Source organism: Agriterribacter sp., from assembly GCF_035445465.1.
GTDB lineage: Bacteria > Bacteroidota > Bacteroidia > Chitinophagales > Chitinophagaceae > Agriterribacter.
Window position 1 is genome coordinate 161,303 of record NZ_DAOMQT010000001.1, and the last position, 20,236, is coordinate 181,538.

At 44.7% G+C, this 20,236-nt stretch carries 14 protein-coding genes; 6 read left to right on the plus strand and 8 right to left on the minus strand.

Features of this window, described 5'->3' with window-relative positions; all coding sequences use genetic code 11:
* Positions 1–257: 257 nt before the first annotated feature.
* Together PLE34_RS00655 and glpK are read right to left on the minus strand one after the other, a co-directional pair.
* Positions 258–1,817: a glycerol-3-phosphate dehydrogenase/oxidase gene (locus tag PLE34_RS00655; RefSeq protein ID WP_324553039.1), complete on the minus strand. Its 1,560-nt coding sequence runs from the start codon at positions 1,815–1,817 to the stop codon at positions 258–260.
* 216 nt (positions 1,818–2,033) lie between these two features.
* On the minus strand, positions 2,034–3,527 hold the full coding sequence (gene glpK, locus PLE34_RS00660) for a glycerol kinase GlpK (protein WP_324553041.1): 1,494 nt from the start codon (positions 3,525–3,527) through the stop codon (positions 2,034–2,036).
* Positions 3,528–3,707: 180 nt separating this feature from the next.
* Between glpK and PLE34_RS00665 the strand changes: the two genes are divergently transcribed.
* Together PLE34_RS00665 and PLE34_RS00670 are read left to right on the plus strand one after the other, a co-directional pair.
* Positions 3,708–4,679, plus strand: a complete 972-nt coding sequence (locus PLE34_RS00665; RefSeq protein ID WP_324553043.1) for a TerC/Alx family metal homeostasis membrane protein — start codon at positions 3,708–3,710, stop codon at positions 4,677–4,679.
* Between the two features lie 15 nt (positions 4,680–4,694).
* A complete protein-coding gene (locus PLE34_RS00670; protein ID WP_324553045.1) occupies positions 4,695–7,223 on the plus strand; it encodes a bifunctional UDP-N-acetylmuramoyl-tripeptide:D-alanyl-D-alanine ligase/alanine racemase in 2,529 nt (842 codons plus the stop codon).
* A gap of 207 nt (positions 7,224–7,430) precedes the next feature.
* Here PLE34_RS00670 and PLE34_RS21815 read toward each other — a convergent pair whose 3' ends face one another.
* Positions 7,431–7,583 carry a thioredoxin domain-containing protein gene (locus tag PLE34_RS21815; protein ID WP_502875855.1) on the minus strand — a complete coding sequence of 51 codons (153 nt, stop codon included), beginning with the start codon at positions 7,581–7,583 and terminating at the stop codon, positions 7,431–7,433.
* A gap of 304 nt (positions 7,584–7,887) precedes the next feature.
* Here PLE34_RS21815 and PLE34_RS00675 point away from each other — a divergent pair, with 304 nt between their 5' ends.
* From PLE34_RS00675 to PLE34_RS00685, 3 genes are all read left to right on the plus strand, one after another.
* Positions 7,888–8,490: an RNA polymerase sigma factor gene (locus tag PLE34_RS00675; protein ID WP_324553047.1), complete on the plus strand. Its 603-nt coding sequence runs from the start codon at positions 7,888–7,890 to the stop codon at positions 8,488–8,490.
* Positions 8,487–10,040, plus strand: coding sequence for a porin family protein (locus PLE34_RS00680; RefSeq protein WP_324553049.1), 1,554 nt, complete (start codon positions 8,487–8,489; stop codon positions 10,038–10,040). The genes PLE34_RS00675 and PLE34_RS00680 overlap by 4 nt, the downstream gene beginning before the upstream one ends.
* Positions 10,041–10,235: 195 nt before the next feature.
* Entirely contained in the window at positions 10,236–13,526 is a 3,291-nt protein-coding gene (locus tag PLE34_RS00685) for a S41 family peptidase (protein ID WP_324553051.1), read from the plus strand.
* Between the two features lie 512 nt (positions 13,527–14,038).
* Here PLE34_RS00685 and PLE34_RS00690 read toward each other — a convergent pair.
* Positions 14,039–15,010, minus strand: coding sequence for a glycoside hydrolase family 43 protein (locus PLE34_RS00690; protein WP_324553053.1), 972 nt, complete (start codon positions 15,008–15,010; stop codon positions 14,039–14,041).
* A gap of 45 nt (positions 15,011–15,055) precedes the next feature.
* Here PLE34_RS00690 and PLE34_RS00695 point away from each other — a divergent pair, with 45 nt between their 5' ends.
* Positions 15,056–15,205 carry a hypothetical protein gene (locus PLE34_RS00695; RefSeq protein WP_324553055.1) on the plus strand — a complete coding sequence of 50 codons (150 nt, stop codon included), beginning with the start codon at positions 15,056–15,058 and terminating at the stop codon, positions 15,203–15,205.
* Between the two features lie 28 nt (positions 15,206–15,233).
* Here PLE34_RS00695 and PLE34_RS00700 read toward each other — a convergent pair whose 3' ends face one another.
* From PLE34_RS00700 to PLE34_RS00715, 4 genes are all read right to left on the minus strand, one after another.
* Positions 15,234–16,388: a cellulase family glycosylhydrolase gene (locus PLE34_RS00700; RefSeq protein WP_324553057.1), complete on the minus strand. Its 1,155-nt coding sequence runs from the start codon at positions 16,386–16,388 to the stop codon at positions 15,234–15,236.
* A 242-nt stretch (positions 16,389–16,630) separates the two neighbouring features.
* Positions 16,631–17,824, minus strand: coding sequence for an aldose epimerase family protein (locus PLE34_RS00705; protein ID WP_324553059.1), 1,194 nt, complete (start codon positions 17,822–17,824; stop codon positions 16,631–16,633).
* A gap of 156 nt (positions 17,825–17,980) precedes the next feature.
* Complete coding sequence (galK, locus tag PLE34_RS00710) at positions 17,981–19,177, minus strand: galactokinase (protein WP_324553061.1); 1,197 nt, start codon at positions 19,175–19,177, stop codon at positions 17,981–17,983.
* Between the two features lie 4 nt (positions 19,178–19,181).
* On the minus strand, positions 19,182–20,207 hold the full coding sequence (locus PLE34_RS00715; RefSeq protein WP_324553063.1) for a LacI family DNA-binding transcriptional regulator: 1,026 nt from the start codon (positions 20,205–20,207) through the stop codon (positions 19,182–19,184).
* Between the last annotated feature and the right edge of the window lie 29 nt (positions 20,208–20,236).

Genomic DNA, 20,236 nt, shown 5'->3' on the forward strand with positions numbered 1-20,236 from the left:
TCACAGTAGTATTAAAGCTTCATCGAAGCTCCTTCCCGAAATCGTGCTGTATATTGATTTCGGGCGGCTTTTTTGGTTACTTTTTTTCCGCAAAAAAAGTAACAAACAGCAAAAGACAAATCCGAAGCAAATACAAAGCACCAAAAAACAAATAACAAGAACCAAATAAATTTCAAATTCCAAATCTAAAAGGTAAGCCGGAAATCCAAAGTCTCCCTCATTTTCAAATTTTCACATTTCTCACATTTTCACATTTTTCACCTTCCCAGCAAATACCCCTCCGCCAATGCAGTAAAATCTTTTAGCTGATCCTGCTGCCAGGCTTCATCTTTACCCAGCTCTTCCGCCATGAGCCTTGCTACTTCGGGGGCGGCCTGCAGTGCGGCATGCGCATCTAAAAAAAGCATTCTTATTCTCCTGGCTAATACATCTTCTACCGTTATAGCCATTTCGTTGCGTACCGCCCATATTACCTGCGCTTTGATATATGGAAAAGCTTCATGTAGCCTCTCTCCCCATGCCGTATTTTGTTCCGCCAGCCTTTTTATAGCTTCAGCATCCGCACCGTAATAATGCAGCGGATCATCAGGGTTTACCGTTTTACACCAGCCGTGTATGTGCAATGATTCCGTTACACAGGATTTACGTTCCAGCTTGCCCACAAACAGCGCATTATCCACCGCTTCTTTGGCCATTTTACGGTAGGTGGTCCATTTGCCACCGGTAATGGTAACCAGGTTACTCTTCGACACAATTATGGTATGATCGCGGGGCATGAGCGCTGTGTTTTTTTGTCCGGGCGCTTTCACCAGCGGACGTAAGCCTGCGAATACCGCCTTTACATCCGCTCTTGTAATGCCTGAACTCAGGTAACGGTTTACATTCCTGAAAATAAACTCAATTTCGGCTTCCAGTGGACGGGGCTCAAATGAGGCTTCCGCTACGGGTGTGTCGGTAGTGCCAATAATTACCTTATTATGCCAGGGCACAGCAAACAATACCCTGCCATCATCCGTTTTGGGTATCATCATGGCATGGCTGCCGGGAAAAAATTTTTTATCTACCACCAAGTGTATCCCTTGTGAGGGAGATACGATATTGTGCTGCATATCATCATCCATCTGTAAAACGTCATCTGTAAATACCCCCGTTGCATTGATCACCGTTTTGCTTTTTATTTCGTATTCCCTCCCGGTGAGAGTATCCTCCGCATATACGCCTTTACTCTTTCCATTTTCTTTACGCACGTCAAACACCTCCATATAATTCAATACCACACCACCCTGCTCCACTACCGTTTGCGCCAGGTTTAATGCCAGGCGGGCATCATCGAACTGGCCATCATAATATAATATACCCCCGCTTAGCCCGGTTTGCACTATTGCGGGTGCATATTGTAAGATCGTTTTAGAAGATATGATGCGGGTTTTGCCAATGCTTAACTTTCCCGACATGAAGTCGTATATTTTTAACCCGATGCCATAATACCATTTTTGCCACCATGAATAAGCGGGTAGTATAAAAGGCTGAGTGCGGGTAAGATGTGGCGCATTTTTTAACAGCAGTCCCCTTTCATGCAGCGCTTCCATTACCAGCTTAATATTACCCTGCGCCAGGTACCGAACGCCGCCATGCACTAATTTGGTAGCCCTGCTGGAAGTGCCTTTGGCAAAATCAAAACGTTCAAGCAACAGGGTTTTATATCCGCGTGAGGAAGCATCCGCGGCAGCGCCTAAACCTGTAGCGCCGCCGCCTATGATAATAATGTCCCATTCCGTTTCCGTATCCAGCCTGTTAATCAATTCGCCTCTTTGCATAGTTGTGAGTAGTGAGTGGTCAATAGTCAGTGGTCAATGGTGAGCGATCAGGAACTACAGTTAATCAATCCTGTTAATGTTTTAAAAGCTTGCAAAATCAAAGATTATGATGAAAAATAAACAAGTTGATTTCAAAGTTATTACAAAATCCATGCAGGGAACATACCCACCATTCACTATTCACATTTCCCACATTTTCAAATTTTCACATTCACCTCATTCTTCCGCCCACACCTTCGCGGCTCTCACCGCTCTTTGCCACCCTTTCGATAATTGGTCTCTCTCCTCTTCTTTCATACCTGGATCAAAAGTCCTGTCTACCTGCCATTGCTTTTGAATTTCTTCCATATCCTTCCAGTACCCTACTGCCAGTCCGGCCAGGTAAGCGGCGCCCAGCGCGGTGGTTTCAATAATGCGCGGGCGAATAACTTTTGTATTCAGCATATCGCTCTGGAACTGCATGAGTAAATTATTAGCTGTTGCGCCGCCATCTACCCGCAACTCCTTAATGGCAATGCCCGAATCCGCTTCCATTGCTTTCAGCACATCCATGGTTTGATAGGCAATGCTTTCGATGGCCGCCCGGGCTAAATGCGCGGAGGTAGTTCCCCTTGTCATGCCCACTATCGTACCCCTGGCATGCTGGTTCCAGTGTGGGGCGCCCAATCCTGCAAAAGCCGGAACTACATATACGCCATCGCTGTTGGCTACTTTTAATGCGAGAGGCTCTACCTCGCCGGAAGACTTAATGATCTCCAGTCCATCGCGCAGCCACTGCACCACGGCGCCGGCAATAAACACGCTCCCTTCCAATGCATACTGGGTAATGCCGTTTACCTTCCAGGCTACGGTGGTAAGTAAATTATTTTGAGAAGGCACTGCTTTTTCGCCTGTGTTCATGAGCATAAAGCATCCTGTGCCATACGTGTTTTTTACCATGCCGGGCTGCGTGCACATTTGTCCAAACAGCGCCGACTGCTGGTCGCCGGCGATACCTGCAATGGGTATTTTATGCGCCGTTAATATATTCTGCGTTTCTCCGTATACTTCGCTGCTGCTTTTTACCTGGGGAAGCATGTTGCCGGGCACGTCAAATATCTTTTCCAACTCCCCATCCCATTGAAGGGTATGGATGTTAAGGAGCATAGTACGCGAAGCATTGGATACATCGGTTGCATGTATTTGTCCTTTGGTAAGATTCCATATCAGCCAGGTATCCATGGTACCGAAGCAAAGTTCTCCTTTCGCTCCTTTTTCTCTTGCGCCTTCCACATTATCTAATATCCACTTTACTTTGGTTGCCGAAAAATACGCGTCTAAGATCAGTCCTGTTTTTTCTTTGATCAATTTATCGGTTCCTTTGGCTTTTAATTCATCGCAAAAAGCTGCGGTACGCCTGTCCTGCCATACGATGGCATTGTATATGGGTTTGCCGGTGGCTCTTTCCCATACCACGGTAGTTTCCCTTTGATTGGTTATACCGATAGCCGCTATGTTTTCCGTTGTTAGTCCTGCTTTACTGATGGCTTCTGCCGCTACACCTAACTGTGTGCTCCATATTTCATTGGGGTCATGCTCCACCCAGCCCGGACGGGGAAATATTTGTTTGAACTCTTTTTGCGCTACTGAAATAACCGAACCGCTATGGTCGAATATAATGGCACGGGAACTGGTAGTGCCCTGGTCTAAAGCAAGAATGTATTTTGGCATGAACGATCTTTTGGTTTGAAGGTAAAGAAAAATAAAGACACCCTGTAACCTGCACCCTGCACCCTGCACCCTGCACCCTGTAACCTGTAACCTGCACCCTGCACCCTGCACCCTGAAACGTCAACAATTTACCACCCATCAGAAATAGCCCCTTATCTTTGAATAAAATATTACACGTTAATGACACCCACAGAAATTTCTTATCTCACTTTCGGGATAGTGCTTTTGATTGCGCTGATTTTTGATTTCGGTTTGTTCAGTAAAAAAAATTCGCATATAACCATGAGAAGCGCTTTTTATCAAAGCATTTTCTGGGTGGCGATCTCTCTTGCTTTTTGTGTATTTCTTTTCTTTGAAGACGGTTCAAAAGTGGCTACCAAATTTTTAACCGCTTACCTGATGGAAAAATCACTTAGCATTGACAATATCTTTGTATTCATCCTCATTTTCAGCTCCTTTAAAATAGCAGACTCCGACACGGCCAGGGCCCTACTGATCGGCATACTGCTTGCTATCGTTTTCAGGATCATTTTTATAGCCATTGGTATCGGGCTGATAGAGCGGTTTCACTGGATACTCTATATTTTTGGTATTTTCCTGGTGTATACCGGCTACAAGCTATTCTTTAAAAAAAACGAGGAAGAATTCAATCCAAGAGAATCAAAGCTATACCGGCTCTTAAGAAAATACCTGCGGCTCACCACTGTGGAACCCCGTGGAAAATATGTTATTACCCGTAACGGGAAAGTATATTTTACCATACTTTCCGTTGTTGTATTTATGTTGGCCGCCATTGATATTGTTTTTGCATTAGATTCTATCCCTACCGTAGTTTCCATTGTACGTGAACGGGCCGATATTCCTTTCTCACCGGATGATGTGCTGGTGATCTATTCTTCCAATATCTTCGCGATTCTGGGTTTACGAGCCCTGTTTTTTTTGCTGAAAGGCGCGGTAAACAAATTTGACTTCCTGCAGCAGGGCATTGCCGTGGTATTGATATTCATTGGCATTAAAATGCTGATTGAATTTTTTGATATTCATATTTCCATATACATTTCGCTGGCGGTGATCGTTATATGCCTGGCGGCTTCCATTTTATATTCTGTTTATCATAACCGGAAAATGCCGCAACAAACAACAGACCTGTAAAACCATTGCTTCATAATGGGCAATTATACTATTGAAAAAATTTCGGCTATCGTGCACGCGCAACTGCAGTCGGGTGGAGACAGCGGTACTGTTATTGACTACCTGCTTACAGACAGCCGTAGAGTAGTGCATGCAGCCAGTTCCTTATTTTTCGCTTTACCCGGGCCAAGGCGGAACGGGCATCTTTTCATTCCGGAATTATATGCAAGGGGAATTAAAAATTTTGTTGCTGATCTTTCATTTGAAACAAAGGATTACCCCAATGCTAATTTCATCCGCGTAGTTAATGTATTAGCCGCTTTACAAACACTCGTTGCATTTCACCGCTCACAGTTCGGCATACCTGTGGTGGGCATCACCGGCAGCAATGGAAAAACCATCGTAAAAGAATGGCTGAACCAGTTGCTTGAAAAAGATTATCAGATTGTTCGAAGTCCTAAAAGCTATAACTCGCAAACAGGCGTACCACTAAGCGTTTGGCAAATGAACCTGGTGCACACGCTCGGCATATTTGAAGCCGGCATTTCCCAACCCGGGGAAATGGAGGCATTGCAAAAAATCATTCAACCCACTATTGGCGTGCTTACACATATGGGTGATGCCCATAGTGAAAACTTTAAAGATCAGCAGCAAAAAATAAGGGAAAAGCTCTTATTGTTTACCGGTGTAAACCGGATGATTGCTAATGGAGACGACCCGCTGATTGTTGAAGCCGTTGAAGCATCGGGTATCCCCTGTTTATTTTGGGGAAAGCAGGCGCATTGTGCTATCAGGGTAGTTAATATAAAAAAAGAGGAGGCGCATACAACCATCCGTCTTGAAGTGAACCGGGAAGCTGCAGTCAGCTCACCTCTCACCTCTCTCAACTTACCACTCACCACTTACCACTTACCACTTATTATCCGCATCCCCTTTACAGACAACGCGGCTGTAGAAAATGCTATTACCTGCGGCAGCGTGTTGCTGACCATGGGGTATAGCCGTGAAACCATAACGGAACATACCGGACTGCTCAAACCGGTGGAGATGCGGCTTGAGATGAAAAAAGGCATTAACAATTGTTCTGTTATCAACGATAGCTATATTGCCGACACCAGCTCCTTACGTATCGCCCTTGATTTTTTGGAGCAGCAGCACCAGCACCGGAAACGCACGGTGATCCTTTCCGATTTCGCGGAAACAAAGGATCCCGCAAAATTATACAGTGAAATTGCGCTTGCCCTGCAACATAAAAATATCAATCGCTTTATTGGTATAGGTGCGCATCTTCAAGAATACAAAAACAAGTTTGAGCAGGCTGTAGCCGAAACCTCCTTTTATAATTCAACTGAAGATTTTATAACCCATCTTCACGGCACGCGGTTTCATGATGAAACCATACTCATAAAAGGCGCAAGAAAATTTGCGCTGGAACGCATCAGCGCCCTGCTGGAACAAAAAGCGCATCAAACTGTATTAGAAGTAAACCTTACCGCCATTGTACATAATCTTAAGCAATACCAGCAACTGCTGCAGCCATCCACCAAAATAATGGCTATGGTGAAAGCCTTTTCATATGGCAGCGGCAGCTATGAAATAGCTAATATGCTGCAGTTTCATAAAGTAGATTACCTGGCGGTTGCTTATGCCGATGAAGGGGTGGAATTGCGAAAGTCGGGCATCAGCCTGCCCATTATGGTAATGAACCCGGAAGAAAGCAGCTATCACGCCATAACAGAAAACAACCTTGAGCCGGAAATTTTTTCATTTAACGTATTATCTTCTTTCCGTAATTTCCTGCAGGAGCAGGGATTACAAAACTACCCTGTGCATATAAAGATAGATACGGGCATGCACCGCCTTGGTTTCGAACCCAGCGAAATAACTGCCCTGGCTAAAGCGCTTGCTGATCATAATCTCTTCGCCGTACAATCTGTATTCAGTCATCTTGCAGGCAGCGAAGACTCCGCGTTAGACGCTTTTACCCGGCAACAGGCCGGGCAATACATACAAGCCTGCTCCATATTACAGCAGGCATTAGCTTATCCTTTTATCCGTCATATTGCCAATTCGGCGGCCATCATCCGGCATCCCCAACTGCACTTTGATATGGTACGGCTTGGCATCGGCTTATATGGCATAAACAGCAGCGCGTCCGACACCCTTGAGCTAAGGGAAGCCGCCACATTAAAAACAACCATTGCTCAAATAAAAAAAATAAAAGCCGGTGAAACGGTAGGATATACCCGAAAGGGCACACTGCAAAGAGACAGCATTATTGCCACTATCCGTATCGGTTATGCCGACGGGTACCGCCGTAATTTAAGCAACGGCGCCGGCAGTGTACTGGTAAATGGTAAGCTGGCCCCGGTTACAGGCAATATCGCTATGGATATGACGATGATTGATATAACAGATATACCGGGCGCACGTGAAGGGGATGATGTTATTGTTTTTGGGAAAGGGCTCTCTATTACCCAGTTAGCGCAGTGGGCACAAACCATTCCTTACGAAATAATGACGGGTATTTCGCAAAGAGTGCTAAGGGTGTATTATGAGGAGTGACCTCACCCTCTTTCCCTCTCCCCATTGTGGAGAGGGACGGCATTAAGCATAAACCCAGACGGTAGGTTCTTCCACTTCAGCTAAAAGAATATACCTCATCTATTTCTTCCACATCTCCTAAATAGTTAATCCTTCAATCAGAGAAATATTTTGAGTTGAAAGCAGATCATTTTGTGTATTGCGTAGTATCAATTTGTAATGCAATGCTTATGAAATTTTCATTAAAAAATCGCCTGCTTCCTTTTGCGGGAAAATATATTTAGGCATGTATTTACAGGGGCCACACCAGGTAGTATAGGCGTCAATGAATATGTATTTATTTTCATTCTTAGCTTTTTGTTTAACCCCTTCCCAGGTCAGTTCTTTTCCTCAAATTTAATTCCGGGGATAAAATAATTCCCGCTTGCGGTCTGACGCTCCTTCGTCGCGTACCGACCGCCGCCCCTGCAACCTGGAACTTGTAACCATCCCATAACCCTGCTCCCATTTTCAAATTACCTCATTTTCAAATCTCCCACATCCCTCCCCCAACCCTCTCCTCCGCTTTAACCGTATATATTACTGCAGCTATCGCATGTTTAAATAGTGTTATAATCGTTTAAAAACAGGTCAATGTGCAATGGTATAAGGAATAATGTTTTTATCTTACCCATTGAAACAAAATATGCCTGAAAGCAGGGCATCATTGTGGCAGGAATCCATAAAATCAGCAATAGCATTGAGCAGTACCCCTGCAGATATTGACCTTATTAACGGATGCATTGATAACGACCGTAGGGCACAGGAACGTTTATATAAACAGTTCTACGTAGCTATGATGTCGCTTTGCATGCGCTATACGCATAATGAAAACGATGCGATGGAAGTATTGCATAATGGTTTTTTGAAAGTGTATAAAAATATACACCGCTTCGATCCGCTAAAAGCCAGCTTATACACCTGGATAAGAAGCATTATGATTTATAGCGCGATAGATTTTATAAGGCAAAATGTGAAACACAGCAGGCAGGTGGAAATAGACCAGGCTACGGAGCCCTACGTTGACAGCGAAGCGGTTAATAAATTAAATGCGCAGGAATTGCTTTTCCTGGTAAGAAAACTGCCACCTGCCACCCAAACCGTTTTTAATTTATATATAATAGAAGGTTTTACACATAAGGAGGTAGGCATAATGATGGGCATTAGCGAAGGTACCAGCAAATGGCACCTGAGCGAAGCAAGACGGCTGATGCGGAAATTATTAAAAACCTTAGACGCAGTCTATTGAACCGGAAACTACCATACGAAAAACTAATTGCGGAAAAGCTGCAACATTTGCCGTTGCCCGGCGAGGAAATGTCATGGCAGCAAATGAAGGCAAAACTCGACCGGGAAATGCCCTTGTCTGAAAAAGATGGAAAAGGAGGTAGCGGTAAATGGTGGCTGGGCGGCCTTATTGTTATGCTTTCGGTTGGCATATGGGTGATTATTCATACAACGGCAGGTGATAATGAAATTGTAGCGCCGGGCAATACTGAACTTCTTCCATCAGCATCTGCAAATACGATTGATCATAGCATTGCTTCACAACAAACGCCAGACAGGGCAGATAAAAAAAACATTGACGAAATAGCCGGAGCAGTAGTAAATAACAATACAACCATTCATAATAACAATCCCACAAAATCAATCGGCGGCAACCCGTTTCCCTCAATTTCACATAAACATACGTTCAAAAACAAAGTAGGGATTGATGCCGGTTCAAAACAAAATAGTGAACCAGGCAGGGTAGCGCAGCTTAACACAGTTCCCGCAACTAAAGAAAATCCGCAAAACACCCCCCTGATTACGGAGCACACTGTTGAACCGGGTAATGAACTGCCCGCATCTGTATTTATCACTGATGAGAAAAGCAATATTGCTGAAAAACTATTTGTAATAGCCGGGTATAATGCAGTTCATACAGAAAATTCAGCTTACAGCAACCGCAAAAATATTACTGAATCTGCAGGCAGTAACAAAACGGGTATATTAATTGTGCCTGCCTACGTTTCCACCTTACCCGATGTGAGCGCCAAAAGAAAAGCCCTGCTGCGTGAAATGAAACGGCAGGAAAGAAAGGAAGAAAAGGAATTGTCCAGATCGTACCGGACCTACCATTCCTTTTGGGGTGAAACTTCTGACCGCTGGTTTGCAGCAGGCATAGCGCCTTACCAGAATATTGCTATTGCTTCTCAACAAACGTATAATTACAATTCTGCCACGGGCAAAAATATCATAACAGATTATATTCCTTCGCCTTACCTGCAATTGCATGTAACCAACAGGATATACCTGCTGAGCGAGTTCCAGTTTAATACACCACAAGCCACTCCTTCCCTTTTATTATCGCATAAAGAACTAGCTGTTCCTTCGGGTAATGCAGGCTATACAGAAAATATTTACCTGCGCAAATTGTATTATTTTAATATGCCGGTAAGCTTTTATTACAGCCCGGTTAAGAATTTTTATTTAGGCAGCGGATTACAGTTTTCGTCATTCAACAGCGGGCTGGCCGACAGGGAACAACGTTCGTCCAATAATACCCTTCTGCGTTCAGAAACCATCAAGCTAAAAGATGATTCTTTATCGTCAAAAATCAATGGGTCCGAATGGCGTTACCTCTTTGACGCCAATTACTATTATGATCGCTTTATGTTCGGCTTCCGCTACAACCAGGCATTGAACAATTTTGTTGACCTCCGCGTTAATAACATATTACCTCCCACGCAGGCGCGCAACCAGGCCTTTCAGTTCTACATCAGGTATAATCTTGTGGTGAGCGACAGGAAAAAATAACGAGTTATATTAGTGCTGTGTCAAACGTGAAAAGTGAATAGTGAGTCGAGAAAGGTGAGACGTGAGAGTCGAAGACCTCTTTCACTTTTATCCTCTCACTTTTCACGAAACACTAATATCCGCTTTCGTTATTACAATGTTACACTTCTTACCGAACAACATTATTGCTTAATTTCATAATATCAATCGTATATTATGAGAAGAGCCCTGCTGATCACATCATGCCTGTTTATTGCCTGTAATTTTCTATATGCACAGGAAGCCCGGCTTCTGCGTTTCCCTTCCGTAAACGGAAACCAGGTAGTATTTTCCTATGCAGGTGATTTGTATACTGTTGCCCGCAGTGGTGGTACGGCAAGAAAGATCACCAGCCATCCGGGGTATGAAACCTTTCCCCGTTTTAGTCATGACGGTAAACAAATTGCTTTTACCGGTCAATATGATGGCAATACCGAAGTGTTTGTTATTCCCGCCACGGGCGGAGAGCCTAAGCGCATTACTTATACGGCTACGCTTAACCGTGATGATATTGCCGACCGGATGGGTCCCAACAATATTGTAATGGGCTGGACGCCGGATGACAAATCTGTTATTTACCGCAGCCGCGGTACTTCTTTCAATCCGTTTAAAGGTAAACTATACAAAGCGCCCCTATCGGGCGATTTAAGCGAAGCGCTCCCTTTTTCCGTGGCAGGCTGGTGCTCGTACAATGAAGATGGCAGTAAGCTTGCCATGAACAGGGTATTCCGTGAATTCAGGACCTGGAAATATTATAAGGGCGGCATGGCAGATGATATATGGATATACGATACCAAAACAGCGGCAACGGAAAATATAACCAACAATCCGGCCCAAGACATTTTCCCGATGTATTACAAAAACAGGATCTATTTTTTCAGCGACCGCGACCGTACCATGAACCTCTTTGAATATGATACGCAATCCAGGCAAACTAAAAAGATAACCAGCTTCACCGAATACGATTGTAAGTTTCCTTCGTTAGGCAATGACGCGATCGCATTTGAAAATGGCGGGTATATTTATCTCTACGATCTGAACAACGGCAAAACGGAAAAGCTGGATATTATCCTTGCGGAAGACCTGTCGTGGAGCCGCAACAAACAGGTAGACGCTTCAAAATTCATGAACAGCTACAGCTTATCGCCCGATGGTAAAAGGGCCGTATTCAGCGGCAGGGGCGATGTATTTACCGTGCCGGGAAAAAATGGCGTTACCCGCAATCTTACCCGTAGCAGCGGAGCGAACGACCGGAATGTTGACTGGAGCCCCGATGGTAAATGGATAAGCTTCATTAGCGACAAAACAGGAGAAGATGAACTGTACATACAAAAACAGGATGGAACGGATAGTGCCCGCCAGTTAACCAATGGCGGCGGCAGCTATAAATTTTACCCGGTATGGAGCCCCGATAGCAAGCTGATCTTACTTGCCGACCGCGAACAGGATCTGTATTATATTGACGTAGCTACTGCCAGGAAAACAATTATTACACATTCCGATAACAGGGAAATAACAGATTATACCTGGGCGCCCGACAGCAAATGGATCGCTTATACCGAACCGGGGAAAGCCCGGCGGTTTGATGTGATCAAACTGTATAATACCGGAAGCAAAAAAAGCATTGCCGTTACCGATGACTGGTATAACAGCGGCAGGTCTGCTTTCAGTGCCGACGGAAAACTGCTGTATTTTGTGTCTGAACGCGACTTTAACCCCGTATACAGCAATACCGAATGGAACCACGCTTATGTAGATATGAGCAAACCCTATATGGTGAGGCTGGCAGCAGGAACCACATCGCCTTTCCAGGTTGAAAACGATGAAGTAACCATAAAGGAAGACAGCGCCGGCGCAGGTAAAGCGATTAATCAAAAAGACAAAGAAAAAGCACAAAAGAAAACGGTGGATACACCAGATACAACGGTGGAAATCAAAATAGATGAAACAGGATTAACCGATCGTATCGAAAGCTTGCCGGTAACGCCGGGTAATTATTATAATCTTACCGCTACCAATGAGGGTTTGTATTATGAGGCTGCTGCTTTCCGCACGCCGGGATCTTTAAAATTCTTTGATCTTAAAGATAAAAAGGAAACTGAAATCGGGAATATGAATAGCTATTCCATTAGCAATGACCGGAAGAAAATTATTTTTAAAAAAGGAGACGATTATTATATAGAAGATCTGAGCAAATTTAAAATAGAACCCAAAAATAAACTGGATCTCAGCGGGTTAAAAATAAACGCCGGTCTGCATGCCGAATGGAAGCAAATATTTGATGAAAGCTGGCGGCAAATGCGGGATTACTTTTACGATCCTAACATGCACGGACTGAACTGGAAAGCGATGCACGACAAGTATGCAACACTGCTTCCTTATGTAAATCACCGCAATGATCTTACCTATATTATTGGTGAAATGATCGGCGAGCTGAGCATCGGGCATGCTTATGTAAACAGTGGCGACCGGCCGGAAGTGGAACGCATAAAAATGGGACTCCTGGGTGCAACCTTCAGCCGCGATAAAAGCGGCTACTATAAAATTGATTCCCTGCTGTCTGGCGAAAGCTGGGATAAAACCCTGATATCACCCCTGCGCCAACCGGGAGTAAACGTAAATAAAGGCGACTACATTATTTCCATCAATGGAAAAGATGTGAGCAGGCTCACCAATATATACCAGGCGCTTATCGGAAAGGCTGGGCAAACCGTTGAATTACAGGTAAACAGCAAAGCTTCGGCTACGGGAAGCCGTAAAGTGTTCGTACAACCCATTGACGACGAATCGAACCTGTATTATCATGAATGGGTGCAGCAAAATATTGCCAAAGTAACCAAAGCTTCGGCCGGAAAAATAGGATACCTGCATATACCGGATATGGGGCCGGAAGGATTGAACCAGTTTGCCCGCTATTTTTATCCGCAGTTAGACAAAGAAGCGCTGATCATTGACGACCGGGGTAATGGCGGCGGCAATGTATCACCCATGATCATTGAACGGCTGCGGCGGATACCGGGACTGGGCACGATGATGCGAAACGATAAAACAGCCGGTATAAAACCCGACGCACAGGTAGGCCCCAAGATCTGTTTGATTGACCAGTATTCAGCGTCCGATGGGGATTTGTTTCCCTACCAGTTTCAATTCTATAAAATAGGCCCCCTGCTGGGGCAGCGCACATGGGGTGGCGTTGTAGGTATACGGGGATCACTGCCCTTTATTGACGGGGCTGATATGCGCAAGCCTGAGTTCGCACACTTTGCGGCGGATGGCTCCAAATTCATTATTGAAGGAGAAGGTGTTCATCCTGATATTGAAGTTATCAACGACCCGCACCAGGAATGGCTTGGCAACGATGCGCAGCTTCAAAGAGCGATTGAAGAATTGCAGAAAAAGCTGCAGGAGCCGGGGCCTAAAGGTGTGCCGCCTATACCGGCATTTCCTGATAAATCGGGAAAGAAATAGAAGGAGCCTCCTTTCTAACCTTTGATACGAAAAGGGAAGAAAGAATTCCCACCGCCCGGAGGCGGCATGTTTTGCCTATGAGGCGAAGACGCCTCATAAAGCGGGCAATCATAAAGCGGGCAACCTCATAAAGCGAGCAAATCAAGGGAATACATGCTTTCTGTGTGATAATGACAGATAAAATTAAATCCGAAGCCGGAATTTCGAAATTCGAAAAGAAGAACCAAAAACCAAATCACAAAAACATATAAAACTCAAATCCGAAGCCAAAAGTCGTAAATCCGAAGCGAATACAACCACAACAATAAACCGTAAACTAAAAACAAAAAATCCGCTGCCCCCATCAGGGGATTGCCTACCTGCCGGTAGGCAGGCTTCGACCCTTAAAAATAGTACACATCATTCAAATTAGTTTAGGGGTCTCACAATGACGGGTAAAATCCGAAGCGAATACAACCACAAACCATAAACCATAAATAATATAATGCGTCAGGGCCCTGTTGGCAATAGCATTATTGTCCATACTTCAAATACTCAAAACTCAACGTATCGGCTTCCATGCTTTCGTTACTCCCATTATCCGTAAACCTTATTTTTATCATCGCTGTTTTTCTCGGCGCCACTTTTTCATTGGAAAAATGTGTGTGGAATACATAGTAATAATCACCTGCTTTATTCATAATAATATCGCCATGACCTGAACCATTGGCGCCTGTAACTTTTTTACTGATGATGGGATTACCCTCATATTTTTTCCATGGGCCGTAAGGATTATCCGCTACTGCGTATCCTACCGCATAATCAGGGTTACGAAAATCGTTAGCGGAATAGAGCATATAATAAAGGTTCCCACGTTTTATGACCGTTGGACCTTCGGTAACCGTCCACTTCACCTGCTGCATATTTTCCCACGGCTGCGGATCGTTTACAGCGCTTATGCATTCCCGTAATGTGTTGGGAAGGATCCCTGAAAGGTCGTTTTTTAATTCAGCCACAAATATCCGGTTGCCGTTTTGTAACCGCACATGATAGAGATAAAGTTTTCCGTCATCGTCCTTAAACACAAAAGGATCAATCTGTTTAACAGGAGCCTCCAACGCCTTTAATTGAGTTTGCTTATATGGACCGGCCGGGTTATCGCTACAGGCCATCGCTATATGCTCGTTCGCTGTGTATGCCATATAATACTGGTTGTGATGGCGGAATACCTGCGGCGCCCAAAAACCTTTTGTTCCAAAAGATGCACCTTTAGCAAGCGCCCGTTGATTGCCGGTTAAAGACTTGCCCCAATGCTGCATATCTTCCGACACATAGGCATTAAATCCTGAATCGGCGTTAAAGCCATCGGTACCATAGAGATAATATTTTCCGCCCTCCTGAAAAATAGTGGGGTCGGCAAGATATATTTGTTCTGTTGCCGGCCGGATCTCTTCTTTAACGGAACACAACAGCAATGCCAGTACATAATAAATGATCGGATACATCAGCAGTATATTTTAATCATCACCCGCAGGCGACATGGTTTGCCTATGAGGCGAAGACGCCTCATAAAGCGGGCGATTCATAAAGCGGGCGATACAGATGCTTCTCTTTCTGCCGGCAAGCAGGGAAGAGGCTGGTCAATGATGAACAGAATAGAAAGTGTTGCACAGCTGCTGCCTGCTGGTTTTTCATTGTAGCAGATCATTGCGTTCTGCCATAAACATATTACAGCTTACCGGTCAGCTTTTTGATCAGGTCCGTTTCTGCTTTTCTGTAAGGTGTTCCATCTTTTCTGAATATATCATGGAACCAAACTTCAGGCTCAGCTTCGTATGCTTTCTTCCAGCTATCCCAGGGATAGATGGTTTGTGATTTGCCATCTACCAATCCCCAGTTGTATGCGGCCACGTTGTATTTTTTTGCAATGGGCAATGAACCTTCAAAACTGCTGTTGTTGCCACGGGCCATATATTCCGTGCAAAGAATGGGACGACCGTAGCGTTGCAGTTCTACTATATTTTTTTCAAAGGATGCCGCACTATCATAATTGTGAAAGGATATTATATCCGATTCTTCCACCATAAGCGTTTCAATAGGCTTCAGCTTTTCCGGAGCCGACCAGTCGCCCGACCATAAGCCCGCGGTAAGCGGCTGTTGCGGATTTACTGAACGTGCCCATTCAAAAGCTTCTTTCAGTAAAATCAATACAATATCCGCTTTGTTTGGTGGCTCCATTTTGCGGTAATACTCGTTGTTCATATTCTCCGGCTCATTCCATACATCCCAGCCCAGCACGCGATCATCTGATGCAAATTTTCCTACTACTCCTTTTACATAGGTTTCTAAGCGGGGGTATTGCGTGCTGTCTAACAAAGCTTCTTTACCCGGATTTTGCACCCAACCCGAATTGTGTACGCCGGGCTTGGGTTCCCGCTGTGTACCCAATTTAGGATAGGGATCCCAAACGGAATCAAACAATACGAAAAGCGGTTTAATATGATGCCGGGATGCGATCTGTAAAAACGTATCCATGCGTTGCAAAAAACCCTCAGCGTCCTGCTGGTACAGCAAATCATGCAGGTATACTCTCACGGTATTCATGCCCAGCGAGGTTGCCCAGCCTAACTCACGGTTAATGGTAGCCGTATCGAATGTGGCCGCCTGCCACATTTCCAACTGATTGATGGCAGTGCTGGGAACAAAATCGCAACCTACCAGCCATCCCTGCTTCGCATACCAGTCATTGGCCTGCTCCTTTGTCCAGATACCTCTTACCTCCGCTACTTCTTCATTGTCTGCTTTTTTTTCTTCTTTGGGCTTGCATTGCTGAAAACCAATGCTAAAAAATAAAGCGCTTAATACGATCAGTCTAAATTTCATTAGAGTTAATTTTGAAGATTAAGATAAAGCTGATATCAGGATTCACAAGCTGATCTCCTTCGGGTTTCGGATTTTTAGTTTATAGTTTGTGGTTTATAGTTGCATTTCGTTTTCGGATGTAGGGCTTCATGCTTCGTACTTGAATTTTACCTGTCCTGGAAAGGAACGAATCATCTGTATTTGTTTGGTTCTTGCTTTTTGTGATTTGGTTCTTTCAACACTCACTATTGACTATGCACCACTCACTCCTCCCCTCTCACGGAAAACGCATACACAGTAGACGTTTTATATTCCTTACCCGGTTCCAGTACAATTGACGGAAAACTTTTTTGATTGGGCGCATCGGGAAAATGCTGTGTTTCCAAACAAAACGCGGTTCTGAAATCATCCTTAGCCCCGCTCTTAAAAGTATTTTTTCCCTGCATAAAATTACCGCCGTAAAACTGGAGCCCGGGCTCGGTTGTATACACTTTCATTACAATGCCCGATTTATCGCCTGTGGCTTCCGCAGCCACATGCAGGGAAGCCGGATCATTTTCATTAAGCACGAAATTATGATCATAACCACTGCCGTTCTTTAATTGCCGGTTATTTACCGTATCTATTCTTTTCCCGATAGCTGTAGGCTGGCGAAAGTCAAATGGTGTTCCTTCTACAGCTTCCAGCTTTCCTGTGGGTATTAATGTAGCATCAACAGGCGTATATTTATCTGCATTGATCTGCAGCACATGATCATTGATGGTTCCGCTGCCTTCACCATTCAGGTTAAAAAAAGCATGATTGGTAAGGTTCACTACCGTTTTTTGATCGGCGGTGGCATGATAATCTATTTTAAGCGCATTATTTGCCGCAAGGGTATACCGTACCGTTATATCTAAATTTCCGGGAAAGCCTTCCTCTCCGTCTTTGGATACATATTTTAATTGCAATGTGGAATCATTGGGCTGACTGGCATCCCATACCACATCCTGGTAACCTTTTTTCCCTCCATGCAATGTATTGGGCCCATTGTTGGTAAATAAGGTATAGGTTTTTCCATCTAAGCTAAACTTGCCTTTTGCAATGCGATTGCCTACACGGCCTATCGTAGCGCCAAAATAAGGTTCGGTGGAATTTACATAATCCTGCACATTCTTAAAACCAACCACCACGTCAACAGGCTTTCCGTCTTTATCAGGCACTCCCAGGCTTACCAGTCTGCCCCCGTAATTGGTAATGGCAGCGCAGGCCCCGGCTTTGTTTTTTAGTATGTACAAGCCGGTAAGTTTACCATCTATGCTATCCTCAAAATTTTTATTCTCCAATGAAGGCACGCATGCATTTACTGCAGCAGTTTCTGTTCCGTTTTTTTGTTCCGCATCCTGCTCTTTGACGCCCTGGTTACAGGCCATTACCACCATAAGGCAGGCAATTGTAAAGGCTTTAATTTTTATCATAACAATCGTTTGGTTTATTTGATTTTATGGCATATTACTACGGTTCATCCTGGCATTAGTGCTGTGCAGGACAGCGTCCCGGAAGAACATATGCTGTGCGAAGTCAGAGACTTCGCACAGCAGGGCTCGCACAGCCGCAGACTTCTTACAGCAGAGTCAAAGACACTCTACAGCAGATTTTTCCCCGGGCTGTAATATTTCTTCCGTGCCATCAGCTATCTGTACCGCATATGCGCTGAGTGTTAAGCCGGTAGCCTGCCTGTATTGAGCGCTCACTTTTTCAACTAATGCATCTACTGCCTCTTCTTTTACAAGGTTAATGCTGCATCCCCCAAAGCCGCCCCCCATCATCCTGGCGCCCAGCACATCTTTTTCATTGCGCACGTATTGAACCAGCCAGTCGAGCTCGCTGCAGCTTACTTCATATTCTTTACTTAAGCCTTCGTGTGTACGAAACATTTTTTGCCCCAGTGCGGCTATATCACCTTTTTTAAGATCATCACATGCGGCGAGCAAGCGAAGATTTTCTTCCAGCACATATTTGCAACGCCTGTATATTAATTCATCCTTTGGCAGCACGTGCTGCTGAAGCATTTCATGCGACACATCACGCAGCGATTGCACTTCCGCTACCTGCTCCCTTACCCATGCTACGCCCTGTTCGCATTGTTGCCTGCGGGTATTGTACCCGGAAGACGCCAGCGCATGTGATACATTGGAATTAAAAAGTACGATCTTAATCTCTTCCATGTGTAAAGGCACATACTGGTATTCAAGACTCCGGCAATCTAACTGTATGGCATGGGCTGCCTTACCAAATACAGATGCGAACTGATCCATGATGCCGCATTTTACCCCGGCAAATTCATGCTCCGCTGCCTGTGCCATTTTTGCTATTTGTATCTTAGATAACCCTAATGCAAACAGCTCGTTCAATGCATACAACACACTGCATTCTACCGCGGCGGAAGATGACAGTCCCGCTCCTATTATAATATCCCCATCCAATGCCAGGTTAAACCCGCCGATAGCAAAACCCTGTTTCGATAGTTGGTCAACCACGCCCAGCACATAATCCGTCCAGCTTTTTAACGGGCGCACTTCCGAAATTTTAGAGGTGTAGGTTTCGTTAAATGCAAGTGAAGCGAGCTCTATGCTATCGTCGTCTCTTTTGCTAATGGCAACGTAGGCGGCTTTATCTATAGCCGCGGGAAGCACAAAGCCATCATTATAATCCGTATGCTCGCCAATGATATTTATTCTTCCGGGAGACCGGAACAACATGGGCACTGCATGAAAGCGTTGCCTGAAATTTTCGTTTAATAGCGCTGTATCATAATTTCCGGATGTCATCTTTCTATTTGTATTTTTTCCTGATGCTCGATTGCCGGCATATCAGTTCCGGCTGAAGCACCAGTTTGGGCGACGGCATTTTTGACCACTCTTTATTATTCCTGGTTTCAAAAAACAGCTTGGCTGCCTCTTCTCCCATATGAACGGTTTGCTGGTTCACAGTTGATAAGGAGAGTGTAATATACTCACCAAACGCTTCATTTGCAAAACCAACAATGGCAATATCGCCGGGAATTTTTTTATTCGCTGCTTTTATGGACTGTATGGCTCCCAGTGCAGTAAAATCTTCCACCGCAAAAACAGCGTCAATAGTGTACGAAAGCAACTGGTTCATGCACTCCCTGCCCGATTCTATACTCACCTTTCCATACACGATCAGGTTATCGTCTACCGGTATGTTATGCACATTCAAAGCATCAATATACCCTCTCAGGCGCTGATTAAAGATAGTAACATGCTGCTGTCCGCCAATATGCGCAATACACATACAGCCCTGCTGAATTAAATGACGGGTAGCGTTAAATGCGCCCTGGTAATCATCTACCACTACCGAAGGCACGCCAAGCGAATCATTGGCCCGGTCAAAAAGAATGAGTGGCACATTCCGCTTTTTTAAAGCGGCATAATGATCCAGGTTAATGGTGTTCTTGGAAATTGAAGCAAGCACGCCTTCCACCTGCGAACGCAGGAATGTTTCCACTCCCCGTTTTTCAAATTCGTATAATTCATTAGACTGGTATATGAGCACATTATACCCGTTTTCGCTCATCACCTTTTCTATGCCATGAATAACCGATCCAAAAAAATTGATCTCGGCGCTTGGAATAATCACACCAACGATCTTCGAACGCCCCAGCCGCAGCGAAGTGGCTATTTTGTTGGGGTGATAATTCAGCTTTTTGGCCATTTGCCGCACTGCTTTTCTCGTTGAATCTTTTACAGCAGGGTGGTCATTGAGCGCGCGTGAAACGGTAGCCACAGCTATGTTCAGTTCCTTTGCTATATCATGGATAGTTGCCGGCTGGCTCATGGATTAAAATATAATGGCTACAGAGATCG